This is a genomic window from Streptomyces sp. NPDC026062 (assembly GCF_055568375.1).
Genome location: NZ_JBVHOQ010000002.1, coordinates 171,158 through 187,592, shown reverse-complemented (window position 1 = coordinate 187,592; position 16,435 = coordinate 171,158). Strand labels below are relative to the sequence as shown.

Genomic DNA, 16,435 nt, shown 5'->3' with positions numbered 1-16,435 from the left:
TCAGGTGTTCCTTGTCTGGAGGCGGCCGGTGGGCTCGGCGAGGGTGCCGTCGACGGCGATCCGTACACCGCGCAGCCAGGTCGACCGCACGACGCCGTGCAGGGTCCGGCCGGCGTACGCGGTGACCTGGTTGCGGTGGAAGAGCCCGGCCGGGTCGACGGTGAAGGTGGCGTCGGGCGCCAGGACGGCGAAGTCGGCGTCGCGGCCGGCCTCGATGGCGCCCTTGGCGGTCAGTCCGGCCAGCTCGGCGGGGGCGGCCGACATCCAGCGGGCGACGTCGTCGAGGGAGTGGCCGCGCCTGCGGGCCTCGGTCCAGATGGCGGGGAGCCCGAGCTGGAGGGAGGAGATGCCGCCCCAGGCGGAGGCGAAGTCCGGTGTCTTGAGGTCGGTGGTGCACGGCGAGTGGTCGGAGACGACGCAGTCGATGGTGCCGTCGGCGAGGCCCTGCCACAGCGCGTCCTGGTTGGCGGCCTCGCGGATGGGCGGGCAGCACTTGAACTCGGTTGCCCCGTCGGGGACTTCCTCGGCGGTCAGGGTGAGGAAGTGCGGGCAGGACTCGACGGTGACGCGGACACCCTCGCGCTTGGCGGCGGCGATCATCGGCAGTGCGTCGCAGGAGGAGAGGTGCAGGATGTGGACGCGCGCGTTCAGCCGTTTCGCGTGGGCGATGAGCCCTTCGATCGCGGTGTTCTCGGCGGCGCGGGGCCGGGAGGCGAGGAAGTCGGCGTAGGCGGGACCGCTGCGCTGCGGCGCGGACGCCAGGTGGTGCGGATCCTCGGCGTGCACGATCAGGAGGCCGCCGAATCCCGCGATCTCGGCCATCGACCCGGCCAGCTGTTCCTGGTCGAGTTCGGGGAACTCCTCGACGCCGGAGGGCGAGAGGAAGCACTTGAAGCCGAACACCCCGGCCTCGTGCAGCGGGCGCAGATCCTTGACGTTCGAGGGGATCGCGCCGCCCCAGAAACCGGTGTCGACATGCACCTTGGGCTCGGCCACCCGCTGTTTGACGCGCAGGTGCTCGACGGTGGTGGTCGGCGGGAGGGAGTTGAGCGGCATGTCGATCAGGGTGGTGATCCCGCCGGCCGCGGCGGCGCGGGTGGCCGTGCGGAACCCTTCCCACTCGGTGCGGCCGGGGTCGTTCACATGGACGTGCGTGTCCACGAGTCCAGGCAGCAGGACGTCGTCACCGAAGTCCTCCAGCCGGGCGCCGTCCGGCACTTCGGTGCCGTACGGCAGCACGGCGACGATCGTCCCGTCCGCGACGTGGACCGAGGCGGGCCGGCTGCCCCCGGGGGTGACGACGCGCGTCGAGCGCAGTACCAGCTCCACATCCGTACCGGACACCCGTGCTCCCCACTCGATGAATTCAACGAACTGTTGAAGGAGTCTTCACTCGGGACAGCGACCCGTCAAGACCCCATCCTCCGCTCGGAGCGCCCAGCCCACCACGCGTGGCCGAGGCCGGATATTTCCACAAGGTAAAAGTCTGATTTCGGAGTACGGAATGTAGAATGGGCTGTGCTCGACGCCGTCCCGACGGTGGGACCGGTGGTGGGACCGACCGCCGAACCGGCCCCGGACACCCGGACGAACGAGCTCTGACCGGCCAGGACCCCGCCCTGGCGGCAGTGGGCCGATCGGGAAGTGCCCGGTAGGCTGCTGCCTCGCTCCTCCGCTTCGAAAGGACCGTTGACGTGCCGCCGTCCCACGCCAGCACTTCCGACTCCAGGCCCGCCGGTTCCAGCGGCGGTGTGCAGTCACTTGAGCGCGCCTTCGATCTGCTGGAGCGGATGGCCGACGCGGGGGGCGAGGTCGGCCTGAGCGAGCTCTCCGCCAGCAGCGGGCTTCCGCTCCCCACCATCCACCGGCTGATGCGCACGCTCGTGGTGTGCGGCTACGTACGCCAGCAGCCCAACCGGCGTTATGCGCTGGGCCCGCGCCTGATCCGGCTCGGCGAGTCCGCCTCACGGCTGCTCGGCACCTGGGCCCGCCCGTATCTGGCCCGGCTGGTCGAGGAGACCGGCGAGACAGCCAATATGGCGCTGCTCGACGGCGACGAGGTCGTATACGTGGCGCAGGTGCCGTCCAAGCACTCGATGCGTATGTTCACCGAGGTGGGCCGCCGGGTGCTGCCGCACTCCACCGGCGTCGGCAAGGCACTCCTGGCGCACACACCGCCGGACGAGGTGCGGGCCCTGCTCGCACGCACGGGTATGCCGGCCGCCACCGAGAAGACGATCACCACGGCGGACGGCTTCCTGGAAGCCCTTGAGCAGGTCCGCCGGGCGGGCTACGCGGTGGACGACAACGAGCAGGAGATAGGTGTCCGCTGCCTGGCGGTCCCGGTGCCCGACTCCCCCACCTCCGCGGCGATTTCGATCTCCGGGCCGGCGGGCCGGGTGACCGAGGCGGCCACCGAGCGCATCGTGCCGATCCTCCAGCAGGCCGCGAAGGAACTGTCCGAGACGCTGGCCGGCAGCGGGACGGCCGGCTGAGACACGGCGAAGGGGTGGTCCGGGGCTTTCGCTCTCCGGACCACCCCTTCGCCGCGTCCGCTCCCGGTACTCAGGTGAGGGCCGGGGCGGTCAGCCTGCCGTCCTCCATCGTGACGGTCCGGTCCATCCGGTCCAGGTGGGTCCGGTCGTGGGTGACCATGACGGTCGCCGTGGACCGCTGCCGGGTCAGCGAGACGAGGAGATCGAGCACCGCCGATCCCCGTTCGTGGTCCAGGGCGCTGGTCGGTTCGTCGACGAGCAGGAGCGCCGGATCGTTCATCAGGGCCCGCGCGATGTTGACCCGCTGACGCTGGCCGCCCGAGAGCTGGTGGGGCCTGCGGTCGGCCTTGTCGGCGAGGCCGACCGCGTCGAGCAGTTCCAGGGCCCGGTGCCTGGCGGTCCGGGCCGCGCCGCCGGACAGCCGCGTCATGACCTGGAGCTGCTCGGCCGCGGTCAGCGACGCCAGCAGATTGGGCTGCTGGAAGACGACGCCGATCCGCTCGCGCCGCAGCGCCGCCCGGTCCGCGCGGCCGAGTCCCGCGGTGTCCGTGCCGGCGACGACGACGGCGCCCGCGTCCGGGGTGACCAGGGTGGCCGCCACGGCGAGCAGGCTCGACTTGCCGGAACCGGAGGGGCCGACGACAGCGGTGAGGGTGCCCGCGGGTACGTCGAGCACGACGCGGTCCAGTGCGGTGAGCCGTCCGTCGCCGTCGGGGTAGGTGAGGGTGACATCGGTGAGCGTGAGGGTCATCGGGCGCTCCGGGGCGTGGTGTGCGGGGTGGAGGGAGGCGGGGCCATGGCCACCGGACCGGCGGGAGGCGGGGCCATGACCACCGGGCTGGGGAAAGGCGGGGCGGCGGTCACCGGGCGCTCCCGAGCGCGGTGAGCGGGTCGACCGCGGTGATCCGCCGGATGGACAACGCCGCCCCGACCACGCCGAGGGCGATCATGACAGCGGCCGGGACGAGGACGGTCGACGCCTCAAGGACGAAGGGCACGGCCCCGCCGCTGACCAGTGCGCCGATGCCGAAGGCCAGCGCGGTGCCCGCTCCCGTACCGATCACGAGCATCACCACGGCCTGGCCGAGTGCGTCGCGCAGCAGATACGGCGTGGAGGCGCCCAGCGCCTTGAGGACGGCGACATCGCCGCTGCGCTGGATCGTCCAGACGGTGAAGAACGCGCCGATGACCAGGGCGGAGATGGCGAAGAGAAAGCCGCGCATCAGCTGGAGGGAGCCGTTCTCGGCCTGGTAGGAACCGATGGCGGTGAGGGAGCCGTCGAGCGTGAGCGTGCTGGTGCCCGCCGCCCGGTCCCCGGCGGCCAGGTCCGCGCCGTCGGTGGTGGTCAGCGCGATCACCGTGGCGTGCTCCGTGGTGCGCTCGCCGTCGGCCCCGAACCGCTGCCAGTCGGCGAGTGCCGTCCACACGACCGGCGTGTGGCTGTACGAGGCGTCACCGGCGACCGCGGTCACGGTGACCTCGGCGCCGCCGAGCCGCAGCCGGTCACCGGTGCCGGCCGCCAGATCCTCGGCGGCCTGCTCGGAGAGCACGACCGTGCCCGGACCGGCGGGCGTGCCCGGTGGCGCCAGACCGCTGCCGGGCTCGACCCCGAACGCCGAGACGGCCGCCGTCCGCTCCCCCGCCACCGCGGCGGCGTTCAGCGTGCGGATGCCGAGCGGCTGCGCCGACTCGACCCCCGGCCGCTTCGCCCAGCTCTGCCAGGCGGTCTCCCGGACGGTCGAATCGGTGAAGGACACCGACTGGCCGTCGGGCGGGGCGGCGAAGGCGATGTGGTCGGCGTCCAGCCCCGTGACGGCCGAGGTGTTCTCCCGGGCCAGTCCGGCCGTGAGACCGGACAGCAGGCCCACGAGCAGCGTGATCAGCACCACGACCGAGCCCATGAGCGCGAACCGGCCCTTGGCGAACCGAAGATCTCTCCATGCGACGAACATGACACCAGCCTCGGATTTCCCGGCTTCGGAAACATCGCCCGCGGGCCGGTCGAGACATCAACCTTTCGATTGACCGGCCCCGCACACCCCGCGTCTACGCTGGACGAACCATGGAAAATCGTGCCCATCCCCCGGTCGCCACCGCGCTGCGGCTGTGTCTGCACGCCCTGCTGCTGGGGCTGCTGGCCCTCACCGCGGTGAAGGCCGTGAGCAACGACGCCCCGCGCACGGAGGCCGTCGTCACGGTCGCTGCCGTGCTGGCCGCGGTGTACGCGGCGGGTGCCCTGGCACCGGCCGTGCAGCCCCGGACCCGGGCCGGTGCGCTCTGGCTCGCGGCGTTGGGGGCGTGCTGGCTGGTCCTGCTGGCGCTGTCGCCGGAGGCGCTGTGGCTGGCCTTCCCGCTCTACTTCCTCCAGCTGCACCTGCTGCCGCTGCCCTGGAGCCTTCCCGCCGTGGTGGTGACGGCCGCGGCCGCCATCACCGGCTTTCTGGTGCACGGCGAGCCGGTGAACCCCGGCACGTTCATCGGCCCGCTGCTCGGGGCGGCGGTCGCGGTCGCCACGGTCCTCGGGTACGACGCGTTGTTCCGCGAGAGCGAGCGCCGCCGCGAGCTCATCGAGGAGCTTGTCTCGACCCGTGCGGAGCTGGCGGAGGCGGAACGCGCCGCCGGGACGCTCGCGGAGCGCGAACGGCTGGCCCGCGAGATCCACGACACCCTCGCGCAGGGCCTCTCCAGCATCCAGCTTCTGCTGCGCGCCGCGGAACGCTCCCTTCCGGTGGACGCTCCCGCCTCCGCCCATGTGCGCAGGGCCCGTGAGGCCGCCCAGGACAACCTCGCCGAGGCCCGTCGGTTCGTGCGCGCACTGACCCCGCCCGACCTGGAGAACGGCTCGCTGGCCGCCGCGCTCGAACGGCTGTCGGCCCGCACCACCACTGCCTCGCTCACGGTGAGTTTCGCAGTCAGCGGCACCCCGGTGGAACTGCCCACACCGTACGAGGTGGCGTTGCTGCGTACCGCACAGTCGGCGCTGGCCAACACGGTGCAGCACGCCGAGGCGCGGCGGGCGGAGATCACCCTGAGCTTCATGGACACCTCGGTGGCGCTGGACGTGGTCGACGACGGCCACGGTTTCGCCTTCACCGACGGCCCCGCCGCGAGCGCGGGGGCGAAAACGAAGGACCGGACGGGAACGGGGACGGGTGGCTTCGGCCTGCCGGCCATGCGGTCCCGGGCCCGTTCGCTGGGCGGCACGCTGAGTGTCGAATCGGCGCCGGGACAGGGCACGGCCGTCGCCCTGACCCTGCCGCTGCCGCTTCCCGTCGGCCGGACCGGACAGGACGCCGCATGACCGAGACCGCTCCGATCAGACTGCTGCTCGCCGATGACCACCCGGTCGTACGGGCGGGCCTGCGGGCCGTCCTGGACACCGAACCGGACTTCCGCGTCGTCGCCGAGGCGGCCACCGCCGAACGGGCCGTGGCCCTGGCCGCGGCCGGTGGGTTCGACGTCGTCCTGATGGACCTGCAGTTCGGTACGGGACTGCACGGTTCGGAGGCCACGGCAGCGATCACCGCGGCTCCGGACGCGCCCCGGGTGCTGATCCTGACGACGTACGACAGCGACGCCGACATCCTGGCGGCGGTGGAGGCGGGAGCGGCGGGCTATCTGCTCAAGGACGCCCCGCCGGAGGAACTGGCAGCCGCGGTCCGTACGGCGGCGGCAGGCCGTTCCGCGCTGGCTCCGGCCGTCGCGCACCGGCTGATGGACCGCATGCGGATGCCGGCCCAGGCGCTCACCAAGCGCGAACTGGAGGTCCTGCAACTGGTCGGTGAGGGGCTGTCGAACCTTCAGATCAGCAAGCGGCTCTTCCTCAGCCAGGCGACGGTGAAGTCCCATCTGGTGCACATCTACGCCAAGCTGGGCGTGGACTCGCGCACCGCGGCCGTGGCGGCGGCGACGGCCCGCAGGCTGATCCGCCGCTGACGCCCGAAACCGATGAAGCCGCCGAGGCGGGCCCCCGCCCCGCTCCGGCGGCTTCGTCGCAGAGGCTTCACCGCCGCGGCGGCTCGCCGAACAGATCCACCGCGATCCGTACGTCCCTGAGTGCCGACGCCAGGGCGCTGACCGAGCCGACCGCCCCCGCGATCAGCAGCAGCGACCGGCGGAGCCGGGGAATCTCGGGCACGCCACCGACCGCCATGGCATCCAGCGAGGCCAGTTCGTCCTCGGCGATCGCGCGGTCGGGGAATTCCGCGGGATGTCCGGCCAGCTCCCGGCGGAGCCGGGAAACGGCCGTACGCAACTCCGTGACTCTCGGGTCCTCACCATTGCTGGTCACCCGCGCCTGCCCCACGCTCTTCAACAAAGCACTCCCCCTCGCACATTTTGGTGCCAGTGTTTCGACCGATACCCGAACCGTGGTCAAGTGTCCGGGAGTGCGGGCAAGTTAACGCCATGACAGGTACCGGGCGCCACTCCGCGGACGGAACTCGGAGTGTCACGCGCACGGACGCGAGCCGACCGAGCGTTCCGGTCCGTGCGGGAACGGCCCGTCTGGGGTATCCAGGCGGAATGACAAGCACACCGCACACCCCCGTCCCGCCCTCGCCCACCGGCTCACCCGTCGTCGCCGGGCTGCTGCTCGCGGCGGGCGGCGGACGGCGGCTCGGCGGGCGCCCGAAGGCCTTGCTGGAGCATCGCGGCCGCCTCCTGGCTGACCGTGCGGCGGGCGCCCTCCGGGAAGGCGGCTGCGGCCCGGTGCATGTGGTCCTCGGCGCGGCGGCCGACGAGGTGCGGGCACGCGCCGAGCTGACGGGCTGCACGGTGGGCGTCAACCCGGAGTGGACCGCGGGCATGGGTTCCTCGCTGCGGGCGGGGCTCGACGCCCTCACCGGCACGGGCGCGGACGCGGTGGTCGTCCTCCTGGTCGACCAGCCCGGCATCGGCGCGGAAGCGGTGGCCCGGGTACGGGCGGCGTACCGCACCCGGACGAGCCTTGCGGCGGCCTCGTACGGAGGGGAGCGCGGCCATCCGGTGCTCTTCGGGGCCGGCCTGTGGACGGACGTCGCGGCGGGCGCGGTGGGCGATCAGGGCGCCCGGGCGTATCTGCGGGAGCACCGCGACGCGATCACGCTCGTCGAGTGTTCGGATGTGGCTCAGGCCCACGACATCGACACGACGGAAGACCTGTCACGCCTCGACGAGTGAACGTGCCGGCACGCCGCGCCACCGTCCGCCCACTTCTGTCGACCCGGAGAATCTCGACATCAACAAATCATTGAACTTCCACTATGAGGAAACTACTATCCACTGGTCAGAAGCCCTCTGCACCGCAGACGGCGACCACGGCCGTATCCCGGAGCCATGGCACGCCGTGCCGTTGCAGGCGTCCCGGCGGCCGTGAGACGTCGCCCGCACCGCCCGCTGAAGGAGTGACAGCTCATGTCCGCACCAGCGCCGTCCTCGCTGGCCATCGTCGATGCCGAGCCCCTGCCCCGGCAGGACGAGGTCCTGACCCCCGCGGCCCTCGCGTTCGTGGCCGAGCTGCACCGCCGGTTCACGCCCCGGCGCAACGAGCTGCTCGCCCGGCGCGGTGAGCGCCGCGCCGAGATCGCCCGCACCTCCACGCTGGACTTCCTGCCCGAGACCGAAGCGGTCCGCGCGGACGACTCCTGGAAGGTCGCGCCCGCACCCTCAGCCCTGAACGACCGCCGGGTGGAGATCACCGGTCCGACCGACCGCAAGATGACCGTCAACGCCCTGAACTCGGGCGCCAAGGTCTGGCTCGCCGACTTCGAGGACGCTTCCGCCCCGACGTGGGAGAACGTCGTCACCGGCCAGCTCAACCTGAGGGACGCCTACGCCCGCACCATCGACTTCACCGACCCGAAGTCCGGCAAGTCGTACGCGCTGAAGCCGGCCGACGAGCTCGCGACCGTCGTGACCCGCCCGCGCGGCTGGCACCTGGACGAGCGCCACCTTCAGCTCGACGGCACCCCGGTTCCCGGCGCGCTGGTCGACTTCGGCCTCTACTTCTTCCACAACGCGCAGCGCCTCATCGACCTCGGCAAGGGCCCGTACTTCTATCTGCCGAAGACGGAGTCGCACCTGGAGGCCCGCCTCTGGAACGACATCTTCGTCTTCGCCCAGGACTACACCGGCATTCCGCGGGGCACGGTCCGCGCCACGGTCCTGATCGAGACGATCACCGCCGCGTACGAGATGGAGGAGATCCTCTACGAGCTCCGCGACCACGCCTCCGGGCTGAACGCGGGCCGCTGGGACTACCTCTTCTCCATCGTCAAGAACTTCCGTGACGGCGGCCCGAAGTTCGTCCTGCCGGACCGCAACGCGGTGACGATGACCGCCCCGTTCATGCGGGCGTACACCGAACTCCTCGTCCGCACCTGCCACAAGCGCGGCGCCCACGCGATCGGCGGCATGGCGGCCTTCATCCCCTCCCGCCGGGACGCCGAGGTCAACAAGGTCGCGTTCGAGAAGGTCAAGGCCGACAAGGACCGCGAGGCGCACGACGGCTTCGACGGTTCCTGGGTCGCCCACCCCGACCTGGTCCCGATCGCCATGGCCTCCTTCGACGCGGTGCTCGGCGAGAGGCCGAACCAGAAGGAGCGGCTGCGCGAGGACGTCTCGGTGGCCGCGGGCGACCTGATCGCCATCGATACGCTGCACGCCAAGCCCACGTACGACGGCCTGCGCAACGCCGTCGCGGTCGGCATCCGCTACATCGAGGCGTGGCTGCGCGGCATGGGCGCGGTCGCCATCTTCAACCTGATGGAGGACGCGGCCACGGCCGAGATCTCCCGCTCGCAGATCTGGCAGTGGATCAACGCGGACGTGGTCTTCGAGAACGGTGAGCACGCCACGGCGGAGCTGGCGCGCAGGGTCGCGGCCGAGGAACTGACCGCGATCCGCGCAGAGGTGGGCGACGAGGCCTTCGCCGCCGGCAGGTGGCGGCAGGCCCACGATCTGCTGCTCCAGGTCTCCCTGGACCATGACTACGCGGACTTCCTGACGCTTCCGGCGTACGAGCAGCTGCGCTGAGCCACGCGGCGTGCGATGCCCCACCACCGGAACATCCGGCGGTGGGGCATCGCCGCCCGAGGAGCGGCCTGCCCTGTGCGGCACACTCCACGAAGGCGGCCATGGCGCCCGGACACTCGGCGAGACGCGCTCCCCGGGCCGCGCACCGGGGGCGGACTCCACCCCGCCCCCGGGCCACACGTCGCGGACCCGGTCAGGAGCGGCGCAGAACCGCCCCGCCCGCGTACCGCGCCGATGCGCCCAGCTCCTCCTCGATCCTGATGAGCTGGTTGTACTTCGCCGTACGGTCGGACCGGGACAGCGATCCGGTCTTGATCTGGCCGCAGCCCGTCGCGACCGCCAGGTCCGCGATGGTGGTGTCCTCCGTCTCGCCGGAGCGGTGCGACATGACGACGGTCCAGCCGGCGCGCTGCGCGGTGGCCACCGCGGCGAGGGCCTCGGTCAGGGTGCCGATCTGGTTGACCTTGACCAGGACGGAGTTGCCGACGCCGGTACGGATCCCCTCGCGCAGCAGGGCCTCGTCGGTGCAGAACACGTCGTCACCGGTGAGCTGGCAGCGGTCACCGACAGCTGCGGTGAGCTCCCGCCAGCCCTCCAGGTCGTCCTCGGCCATCGGGTCCTCGATGGAGACGATCGGGTAGGCGTCGATCAGCTTGATCAGGTGGGACGCGTGCTCGGAGGGGGTGCGCCGCACGCCCTCGCCCGTGTACACGTACGTACCGTCCCGGAAGAACTCCGACGAGGCGGGATCCATCACCAGTCCGATGTCCGTGCCGGGCCGGTATCCGGTGCGCTCGATGGCGGCCATGACGAAGTCGAGCGCCTCCTCCGCCGTGCGCAGCGCGGGAGCGAATCCGCCCTCGTCGCCGACGCCCGTGGCGTGTCCCGCGGACAGCAGGTCGCGGCGGAGCGTGTGGAAGACCTCGGAGCCCATGCGGACGGCCTCCGCGAAGGTCTCCGCACCCACCGGAGCGATCATGAACTCCTGGAAGTCCAGCGGATTGTCGGCGTGGGCGCCGCCGTTGACGATGTTCATCATCGGCAGCGGGAGCAGGCGGGCGTCGGCGCCGCCGAGGTAGCGGTAGAGAGGCAGGCGGTGGGCGGCCGCGGCGGCCTTGGCGACGGCGAGCGAGACGCCGAGCAGCGCGTTGGCGCCGAGGCGGGACTTGTCCGGCGTGCCGTCGAGTGCGACAAGTGCGGCGTCGAGGCCCGCCTGGTCGTCGGCGTCACGTCCCGTGACCGCTGACGCGATGTCGCCGTTGACGTGGGCGACCGCGCGGTCGACGCCCTTGCCGTGCCAGCGCCTGGGGTCCTCGTCACGCAACTCCACCGCCTCCCGCGCGCCGGTCGAGGCGCCGGACGGGACCGCGGCGCGGCCCAGGGAACCGTCGGCGAGGAGGACATCGGCCTCGACCGTGGGATTGCCCCGGCTGTCGAGGACCCTGCGGGCGGTGACGGACTGGATGACGGTGGATTCGACTGCCGTGAAAACCATGGAAGGTCCTTCGCGTTGACACCCGTCGCGGCCCTGCTGCGACAGCACTGGCGCGTGCCGCGACACGCTTGACTCTACAGCAATGCTGTTCAGTTTTGCTGTTCAGCTTCTCTGTTCAGTTCTGCTGTTCAGTTTTGCTGTTGAATTCTGCGGCGGGGACAGGGGGCGCCCTCCCGCTGGTGATCACCGGTTAAAGTGCCTTATGCCCACCCCGGAACCCGCTGCCGTCGCCGCCGAACTGCGTACCGCGATGGGCAAGCTCACACGACGCGTGAAGCACGAGGACCGGATCCCGCACGGCCAGGTCTCCGTACTCGGCACCCTCGACCGCGACGGGGCCATGACGACGAGCGACCTCGCCGCGGATCAGCGGGTGCGGCCCCAGTCCATGGCCCGAGCGGTCGGGTTGCTCATGGAGCAGGGCCTGATCGTCCGCCGGGCTCACCCCACGGACGGCCGCAAGACCCTGGTCGAGCTCTCCCCCGCCGGGCATGCCGCACTCGACGCGGAGCGCGGGCGCAGGGCCGGGTGGCTCGCCCAGGTCATCGAGGCCGAACTCACCGGCGAGGAGCGGGAGGTGCTGGCCCGCAGCGCCGCCCTGATGGAGCGGCTCGCCGCGCGCTGACCAGCGGTGGCGGTGCCGGCGGGTGCTCTGGCAGGCCCTGGACCGAGGCCCCGGAAGAATGCCCCGCCCAGGGGGCCGGCGCACGGTGACCGGCACGACGCCCCCTGGAAACCACCTTGCTTCAGCCGCTGCGCCGGGGCCTGTCCCTCGCGCGGCCGCGCCTCACAGCCTCAGCGGCCGGCTCCTACGCGTCTGTGTGCTCGTAGGGTCCGGTGGCTGGCAGGCCCTGGCGCAGAAGGATCGAGAGAGCCCCGAACCGCGCGCGCTCCTCGTCCGGTGTGGCGGGCAGGGGCAGATGGAAGGCGGCAAGAAGGTCGAATCGGTGAAGATTCACGGCCGCGTTGACGAGTCGGCCGTAGCTTTCCGCCGCGGCCGTCGCGCTTCGGTAGGTCAGGGCGGAGGCGACAAGGAACGCCACGGCAAGGAACGTCCACCGGCTGTACGGGAGAATCGCCGCCGAGAGGACGCCCGTCACCGCGAACGCCGCCGTCATCCGGCACGCCATGTCGAGCTGGTCCCGGGCATCGTCGACGAGGGACGCCATCCGCTCCGGAAGGACCGCGTACAGCTCCGGCCAGGCGGCCACCGTGTCGAGGCCGTAGGCATCGGCGGGCCGGTCCTCGGCGGCACGGAGCGTGTTTCCGAGCCTGGTCGGCATGAGCCGGTCCGGGGCGCGTGGCAGCCTGGCCAGACGTGCTGCGGCCTCGGACATCACAGGCAGGTCCTCAGGACGAGGACGGACCCGCTGTTGCAGGGCGTTCAGCCGCTCCCAGCGCCGCCGCCACCGCGCGGTGAGCGGACGCCCCAGAAGCGCACCGGCCCCTCGTGTCAGCGGGTAGCCCTCGAACCAGCGGACGAGGTGCCGCTGGGAAGGCTGGAGCAGGAGCGCGGCGATGGTCACGCCGAGGAAGAGCAGCACCCACTCACCGGGAACGAGCGACGTCATGGTGCTGACCAGCTGTTTCCTGCTGGGCATCTGTGACGGAGCGCCCGAGGCGAGTTCGGCGAGCACGGTAAGGAGCACGGCCAGCGTCGGAAGGGTGCCGATGACCGAGAAGCGGCGTCCGTGGTCCTGGCCCAGACCGGGTGGCAGCATGGCACTCATCCGGCGACCACCAGCGTCCGCTCGGGGTGGACCGGGCATCGCGGCGGCCGGGGCGGATAGAGGATCAGGGAGAGACGGCGGGAGCAGCTCGGCACGGGACAGCGCAGGGTGATCAGCTCGTACCGCACATCGCCGGGCAGGGCCGCCCGGTCGGAAGCCCCGTAGTTCCGCGCGTGCAGCCATAGTGGCGGCAGGCTGTAGACCTCCCGGCGGTGGAGCAGTCCGCGCTCTTCTCCGGCCGAGTGGACCGTCACGGCTTCGCGGTCGTCGTCCGCGTCGAAGTACTGGAGTACCGCTGCCAGCGCACGGGAAAGGTCTTGTTCGCCGTCCACGATGACCGCGGGGTAAGGGTTGGGGCTCGGAAGCGGCCTCAGCAGAGCGATGACCTCGGCGACACCGGTCACGTGTGCTCCCCTTCCACCGGCGTGAGCCGGACAGGGCCCGGGTCGCCCTGGCAGACGAACGCCGCCCAGTAAACGGGATGCGGGTACTTCAGGCGCTGCACCCCCCGGGCGGCGGTCAGCGCTTCCGCCACGCCGGCGCCGGCCATCACCCGGGCGTAGAACTCGGTCATCAGCTCGCGGGTCTGCTTGTCGGGCACCTTCCACAGGCTCATCACGAGCGTGCGGGCGCCTGCGAGCGAGACCGCGTGCCGCATCCCGAAGACCCCCACGCCGGTCCGGGTCTCGCCGAGTGCCGTGTCGCACGCGGAGAGCACGACAAGCCTGGTCGCGCTCAGGTCGGTGGCTGCCAGGTCAGCCGCCGTGACCACACCGTTTCCGGCCTCGCGTGGCGGATCTTCCCCGGCAAGCCATGTGTTGGCGCCCGCGAAAGCCAGGCCGGATTGCAGCATCGGGTCGTCCAGGCCCTCCCCGGACAGGCGCCGGAAGGCGCTGTCGCTGCTGGCCGTGAAGCCGATCGGCGTGGCCAGGATCCCGTTCAGCGTCATCAGCCGCCGGTCCTTGTCGGCCGGCCGCACGGCAGCGCCGACCTGGATCTTCTCGGGGGCCAGGAGATCCGGCGTGATCGCCGGCAGAAAGAATCCGTGGGTGGCGACATGGAGCACTGCGGGACTGGTGGCGCCGGTCACCGTTCCCCTGACGGCGTCGCCGCCCAGCACGGGTACGACACCGAGCAGCCCCGCGATGTGCTCGGCTTCGGCACGGGCGGCGGGCAGCGGGCCGAAGGCGGCCTCGACGGACTCCCGGGGCCCGGCGGCAGAGGCTCTCAGGTCCAGGTCGGGATCAGCCACGACGAGCGACGGGCCGGCGGGCTCCAAGGGTGCTCCGATCCTCAGGACGTCCCGGGCACTCGCCAGGTAGCTCACCTCGTACTCGTCCATGACGAGCCTGCCGTCGCCGAGAGGTACGGCTTCGAACGGAAGCCGGCTGAGTTCTCCGTCCGGGGCGATCAGGACCGCGCGAACTCCCTCCAGCTGTGGCAGCAGCGGGTCGATGACCGCCTCGCGTACGGCGGAGACCGCGGTGTCGTCGGCCGGCCTCAGTCCGCTGAAGGCGGCCACCACGTCGACCGCCGCGGCATCGATCGCGTCGGCCGCACCGAGCGGGACGAGCGCGGGGGGCCTGTGCGGGTGCACGACGAGCGCGGCATAGCGATGGCCGCCGACGAGGTGGGCCGTCCGGTCGTCGCTCGCGTAGTCGAACGAGACGTGGCGCCGCAGGTCGACCAGCGCGGTGCCGGCGGGCAGAGCCTCCGCGATCCGGCGCCACCGCAGGGCGAACGCCTCGATGCTCGAACCGCCGTACACACGGATCGCCAGTTCGGACTCGATGGCCTCCAGCCGGAACCGGTCCTCGATCAGTCCTGCCTCGTGGTCGCGCTCCCCTCCCTCGGGCGGGCCGGCCAGCTTCCTGCTCCCGACGGCTCTGCTCAGTCTTCTGTGGGCCTGCCGCAGTTCATCGGCCCTGGGGTCCGCGTCACCCCTCGTCGGGACGGTCCGCAGGCTCGTCGCGGTCGCGAGACCGGCGCGGCTCAGCAGCACGTCCGCGGCCGCCTCCACGTAGGCGGGGTCCCCGTGGTGGAAGGTCACGACCATGTCCAGCAGTTGGTCGGCGCGGAACTGGGCATTCGTGACCGCTTCGAGCCACTCTCGCTGCGAACCTGTTCCGAGGATCGAGGACAGCTGAGCGTCCTCAAGGCTCAGGCCCTCCTGAAACGTCGACACGGCCGTCGAGGTGTCGCCGAGTGTCAGCTGCACCTCGGCAAGGTTGAAGAGGATGTCCCGCACGCCGGGCAGGTTGTCCTCCTCCGCCCGGCACACATCCAGAGCCTCCTGGTAGAAACGGGCTGCTTCCCGGTCCCGACAGGACTTGAAGGCCAGCCGGCCACGGTTGTTCAGCAGTGAGGAGCGCTGCTGCGGCAAGGTGTCGTCCGTCACGGACTCGGCGGCCTGACCGAGCAGACGTCCGGCCTCGTCGACGCGCCCCTGCTGCTCCCGCAGAGCACCCAGGTTCGTCAGGGCCCGGAGTCTGGTCTGCGGCCGGGGCCCGGTGAGCCCGTCCAAGATCACGAGCGCGTGCACGAAGTGCCGCTCGGCTGCCTCGAACGCCCCGTGCGCCAGGTAGACATGGCCGAGCGCCACGACCGCGTCGGCCACCGAACCCCGCTGCGCGAGGGCCGCATACAGATCGATCGCCTCCTGGAGCGCCCGCTCCGCGCCGAGGAGGTCGCGCCTGTCGCGATGGGCGATGCCGAGATCGAAGAGCATGGCGGCCACGGCTGCCGCGTCAGTGGTCGGGCCGTACCAGACCGGCTCTCCGGGAGTGCCGAGAACCAGGCGGGTCTGTTCGTAGGCCCGCTCAAGATGACGCGCGGTACCGGAGATGTCGGAGAACGCCAGGGACAGTCGTCCGAGGCCGAGATGTGCGGCGATGCGCAGCGGGCGGCTGCCGGGTAGGTGTTCCGCCCAGGTCAGGGCGCGGTTCCAGTGCTCATCGGCTGCGTCGCCCTCTCCGAGACGCAGAGTCAGCTCGCCGAGCAGACAGTGCGCCGACGCCCGCGCCGACGCGTCCGCGCTGTCCTGCGGCCCCTCTCCCGGCAGGCCCCCGGCCAGCTCTTCGTACAGAGGCCGGGCCGCTTCGATGTCGCCCGACGCGAGGTGGAGGCGTGCCGCGTCCGTCAGCGCGAGAAGGAGGTCGGGGTGGCGGTCGGGCAGATATCCGCGTCTCGCTCCGAGGACGTAGTCCGCCATCTGCCGGGCCAGGTCGCCCTGTCCGGTCCGCTCCGCGAAGAGCATGACCGTGGTGGCCCGCTCCACGATGCCCGGGTTGTCGCCCTGAACAGCCCGCAAGAGGGACCACAGCGTATGTGTGAGGGAAAGCACCACGCCGAACTCACCGGCGCGAAAGCCGGCGAAGATCACATCATCTGCCGCGGTGAGCAGTTCGACATCGGGTGCACGCCTGATCTGCTCGTCGAGCAGGGCCGCCGCCTGTGCGTAGTCCCCGCGCTCCTTGAACTCCGCGGCGCTCTTCAGGGTTCGCCTCTTGTCGCGCGCATCATCGCTCCGCACCGTGAAACCCCTCCCTCGGCCGTACCGCACCCCTACGAGCTTGGAGCCTCGGGGCCCGGAATCCTAGGCATTCCTGGCGAGTTGTGGTGCGGCGTCGGGCAACGTACGCGCGGACGCCCGGGTTTGCCCCCCGGGTCCGGCCTCCCGCTCCGCGGCGGCACCTCGTGCG

The 16,435-nt window shown here is 71.6% G+C and carries 14 protein-coding genes; 6 read left to right on the top strand and 8 right to left on the bottom strand.

Features of this window, described 5'->3' with window-relative positions; all coding sequences use genetic code 11:
* Positions 1–1,344, bottom strand: coding sequence for an allantoinase AllB (allB, locus tag ACZ4LX_RS02545; protein WP_467637431.1), 1,344 nt, complete (start codon positions 1,342–1,344; stop codon positions 1–3).
* A gap of 350 nt (positions 1,345–1,694) precedes the next feature.
* Between allB and ACZ4LX_RS02540 the strand changes: the two genes are divergently transcribed.
* Positions 1,695–2,495 carry an IclR family transcriptional regulator gene (locus tag ACZ4LX_RS02540; protein ID WP_467637428.1) on the top strand — a complete coding sequence of 267 codons (801 nt, stop codon included), beginning with the start codon at positions 1,695–1,697 and terminating at the stop codon, positions 2,493–2,495.
* A gap of 70 nt (positions 2,496–2,565) precedes the next feature.
* On the opposite strand, the gene ACZ4LX_RS02535 is transcribed toward ACZ4LX_RS02540, so the two are convergent.
* A complete protein-coding gene (locus tag ACZ4LX_RS02535) occupies positions 2,566–3,246 on the bottom strand; it encodes an ABC transporter ATP-binding protein (RefSeq protein ID WP_467637425.1) in 681 nt (226 codons plus the stop codon).
* Between the two features lie 109 nt (positions 3,247–3,355).
* Complete coding sequence (locus ACZ4LX_RS02530) at positions 3,356–4,447, bottom strand: ABC transporter permease (protein ID WP_467637421.1); 1,092 nt, start codon at positions 4,445–4,447, stop codon at positions 3,356–3,358.
* Positions 4,448–4,557: 110 nt separating this feature from the next.
* Here ACZ4LX_RS02530 and ACZ4LX_RS02525 point away from each other — a divergent pair, with 110 nt between their 5' ends.
* Positions 4,558–5,796 carry a sensor histidine kinase gene (locus ACZ4LX_RS02525; RefSeq protein WP_467637418.1) on the top strand — a complete coding sequence of 413 codons (1,239 nt, stop codon included), beginning with the start codon at positions 4,558–4,560 and terminating at the stop codon, positions 5,794–5,796.
* The gene (locus ACZ4LX_RS02520) at positions 5,793–6,431 is read left to right on the top strand and encodes a response regulator (RefSeq protein WP_467637415.1); all 639 of its coding nucleotides are present in this window, start codon (positions 5,793–5,795) and stop codon (positions 6,429–6,431) included. Before ACZ4LX_RS02525 ends, ACZ4LX_RS02520 begins: the two co-directional genes overlap by 4 nt.
* Positions 6,432–6,498: 67 nt before the next feature.
* Here the strand turns inward: ACZ4LX_RS02520 and ACZ4LX_RS02515 are convergent, their stop codons facing one another.
* Positions 6,499–6,801, bottom strand: a complete 303-nt coding sequence (locus ACZ4LX_RS02515; protein WP_467637831.1) for a DUF5955 family protein — start codon at positions 6,799–6,801, stop codon at positions 6,499–6,501.
* 218 nt (positions 6,802–7,019) lie between these two features.
* Here ACZ4LX_RS02515 and ACZ4LX_RS02510 point away from each other — a divergent pair, with 218 nt between their 5' ends.
* Positions 7,020–7,655 (top strand): nucleotidyltransferase family protein, encoded by a 636-nt coding sequence (locus ACZ4LX_RS02510; RefSeq protein ID WP_467637412.1) that lies wholly within the window; start codon positions 7,020–7,022, stop codon positions 7,653–7,655.
* 234 nt (positions 7,656–7,889) lie between these two features.
* Positions 7,890–9,509: a malate synthase A gene (gene aceB, locus ACZ4LX_RS02505; protein ID WP_467637409.1), complete on the top strand. Its 1,620-nt coding sequence runs from the start codon at positions 7,890–7,892 to the stop codon at positions 9,507–9,509.
* 193 nt (positions 9,510–9,702) lie between these two features.
* Here aceB and eno read toward each other — a convergent pair whose 3' ends face one another.
* Positions 9,703–11,004 (bottom strand): phosphopyruvate hydratase, encoded by a 1,302-nt coding sequence (gene eno, locus ACZ4LX_RS02500; protein WP_467637406.1) that lies wholly within the window; start codon positions 11,002–11,004, stop codon positions 9,703–9,705.
* A 202-nt stretch (positions 11,005–11,206) separates the two neighbouring features.
* On the opposite strand from eno, the gene ACZ4LX_RS02495 reads away from it, so the two are divergent.
* Positions 11,207–11,629 carry a MarR family winged helix-turn-helix transcriptional regulator gene (locus tag ACZ4LX_RS02495; protein WP_467637403.1) on the top strand — a complete coding sequence of 141 codons (423 nt, stop codon included), beginning with the start codon at positions 11,207–11,209 and terminating at the stop codon, positions 11,627–11,629.
* Between the two features lie 184 nt (positions 11,630–11,813).
* Here the strand turns inward: ACZ4LX_RS02495 and ACZ4LX_RS02490 are convergent, their stop codons facing one another.
* From ACZ4LX_RS02490 to ACZ4LX_RS02480, 3 genes are read right to left on the bottom strand one after another with little or no spacing between them, the layout of a single operon-like run.
* Positions 11,814–12,734, bottom strand: coding sequence for a hypothetical protein (locus tag ACZ4LX_RS02490; protein WP_467637400.1), 921 nt, complete (start codon positions 12,732–12,734; stop codon positions 11,814–11,816).
* On the bottom strand, positions 12,731–13,138 hold the full coding sequence (locus ACZ4LX_RS02485) for a hypothetical protein (RefSeq protein ID WP_467637397.1): 408 nt from the start codon (positions 13,136–13,138) through the stop codon (positions 12,731–12,733). The genes ACZ4LX_RS02490 and ACZ4LX_RS02485 overlap by 4 nt, the downstream gene beginning before the upstream one ends.
* Positions 13,135–16,266 (bottom strand): CHAT domain-containing protein, encoded by a 3,132-nt coding sequence (locus ACZ4LX_RS02480; protein ID WP_467637394.1) that lies wholly within the window; start codon positions 16,264–16,266, stop codon positions 13,135–13,137. Before ACZ4LX_RS02480 ends, ACZ4LX_RS02485 begins: the two co-directional genes overlap by 4 nt.
* Positions 16,267–16,435 lie beyond the last annotated feature (169 nt).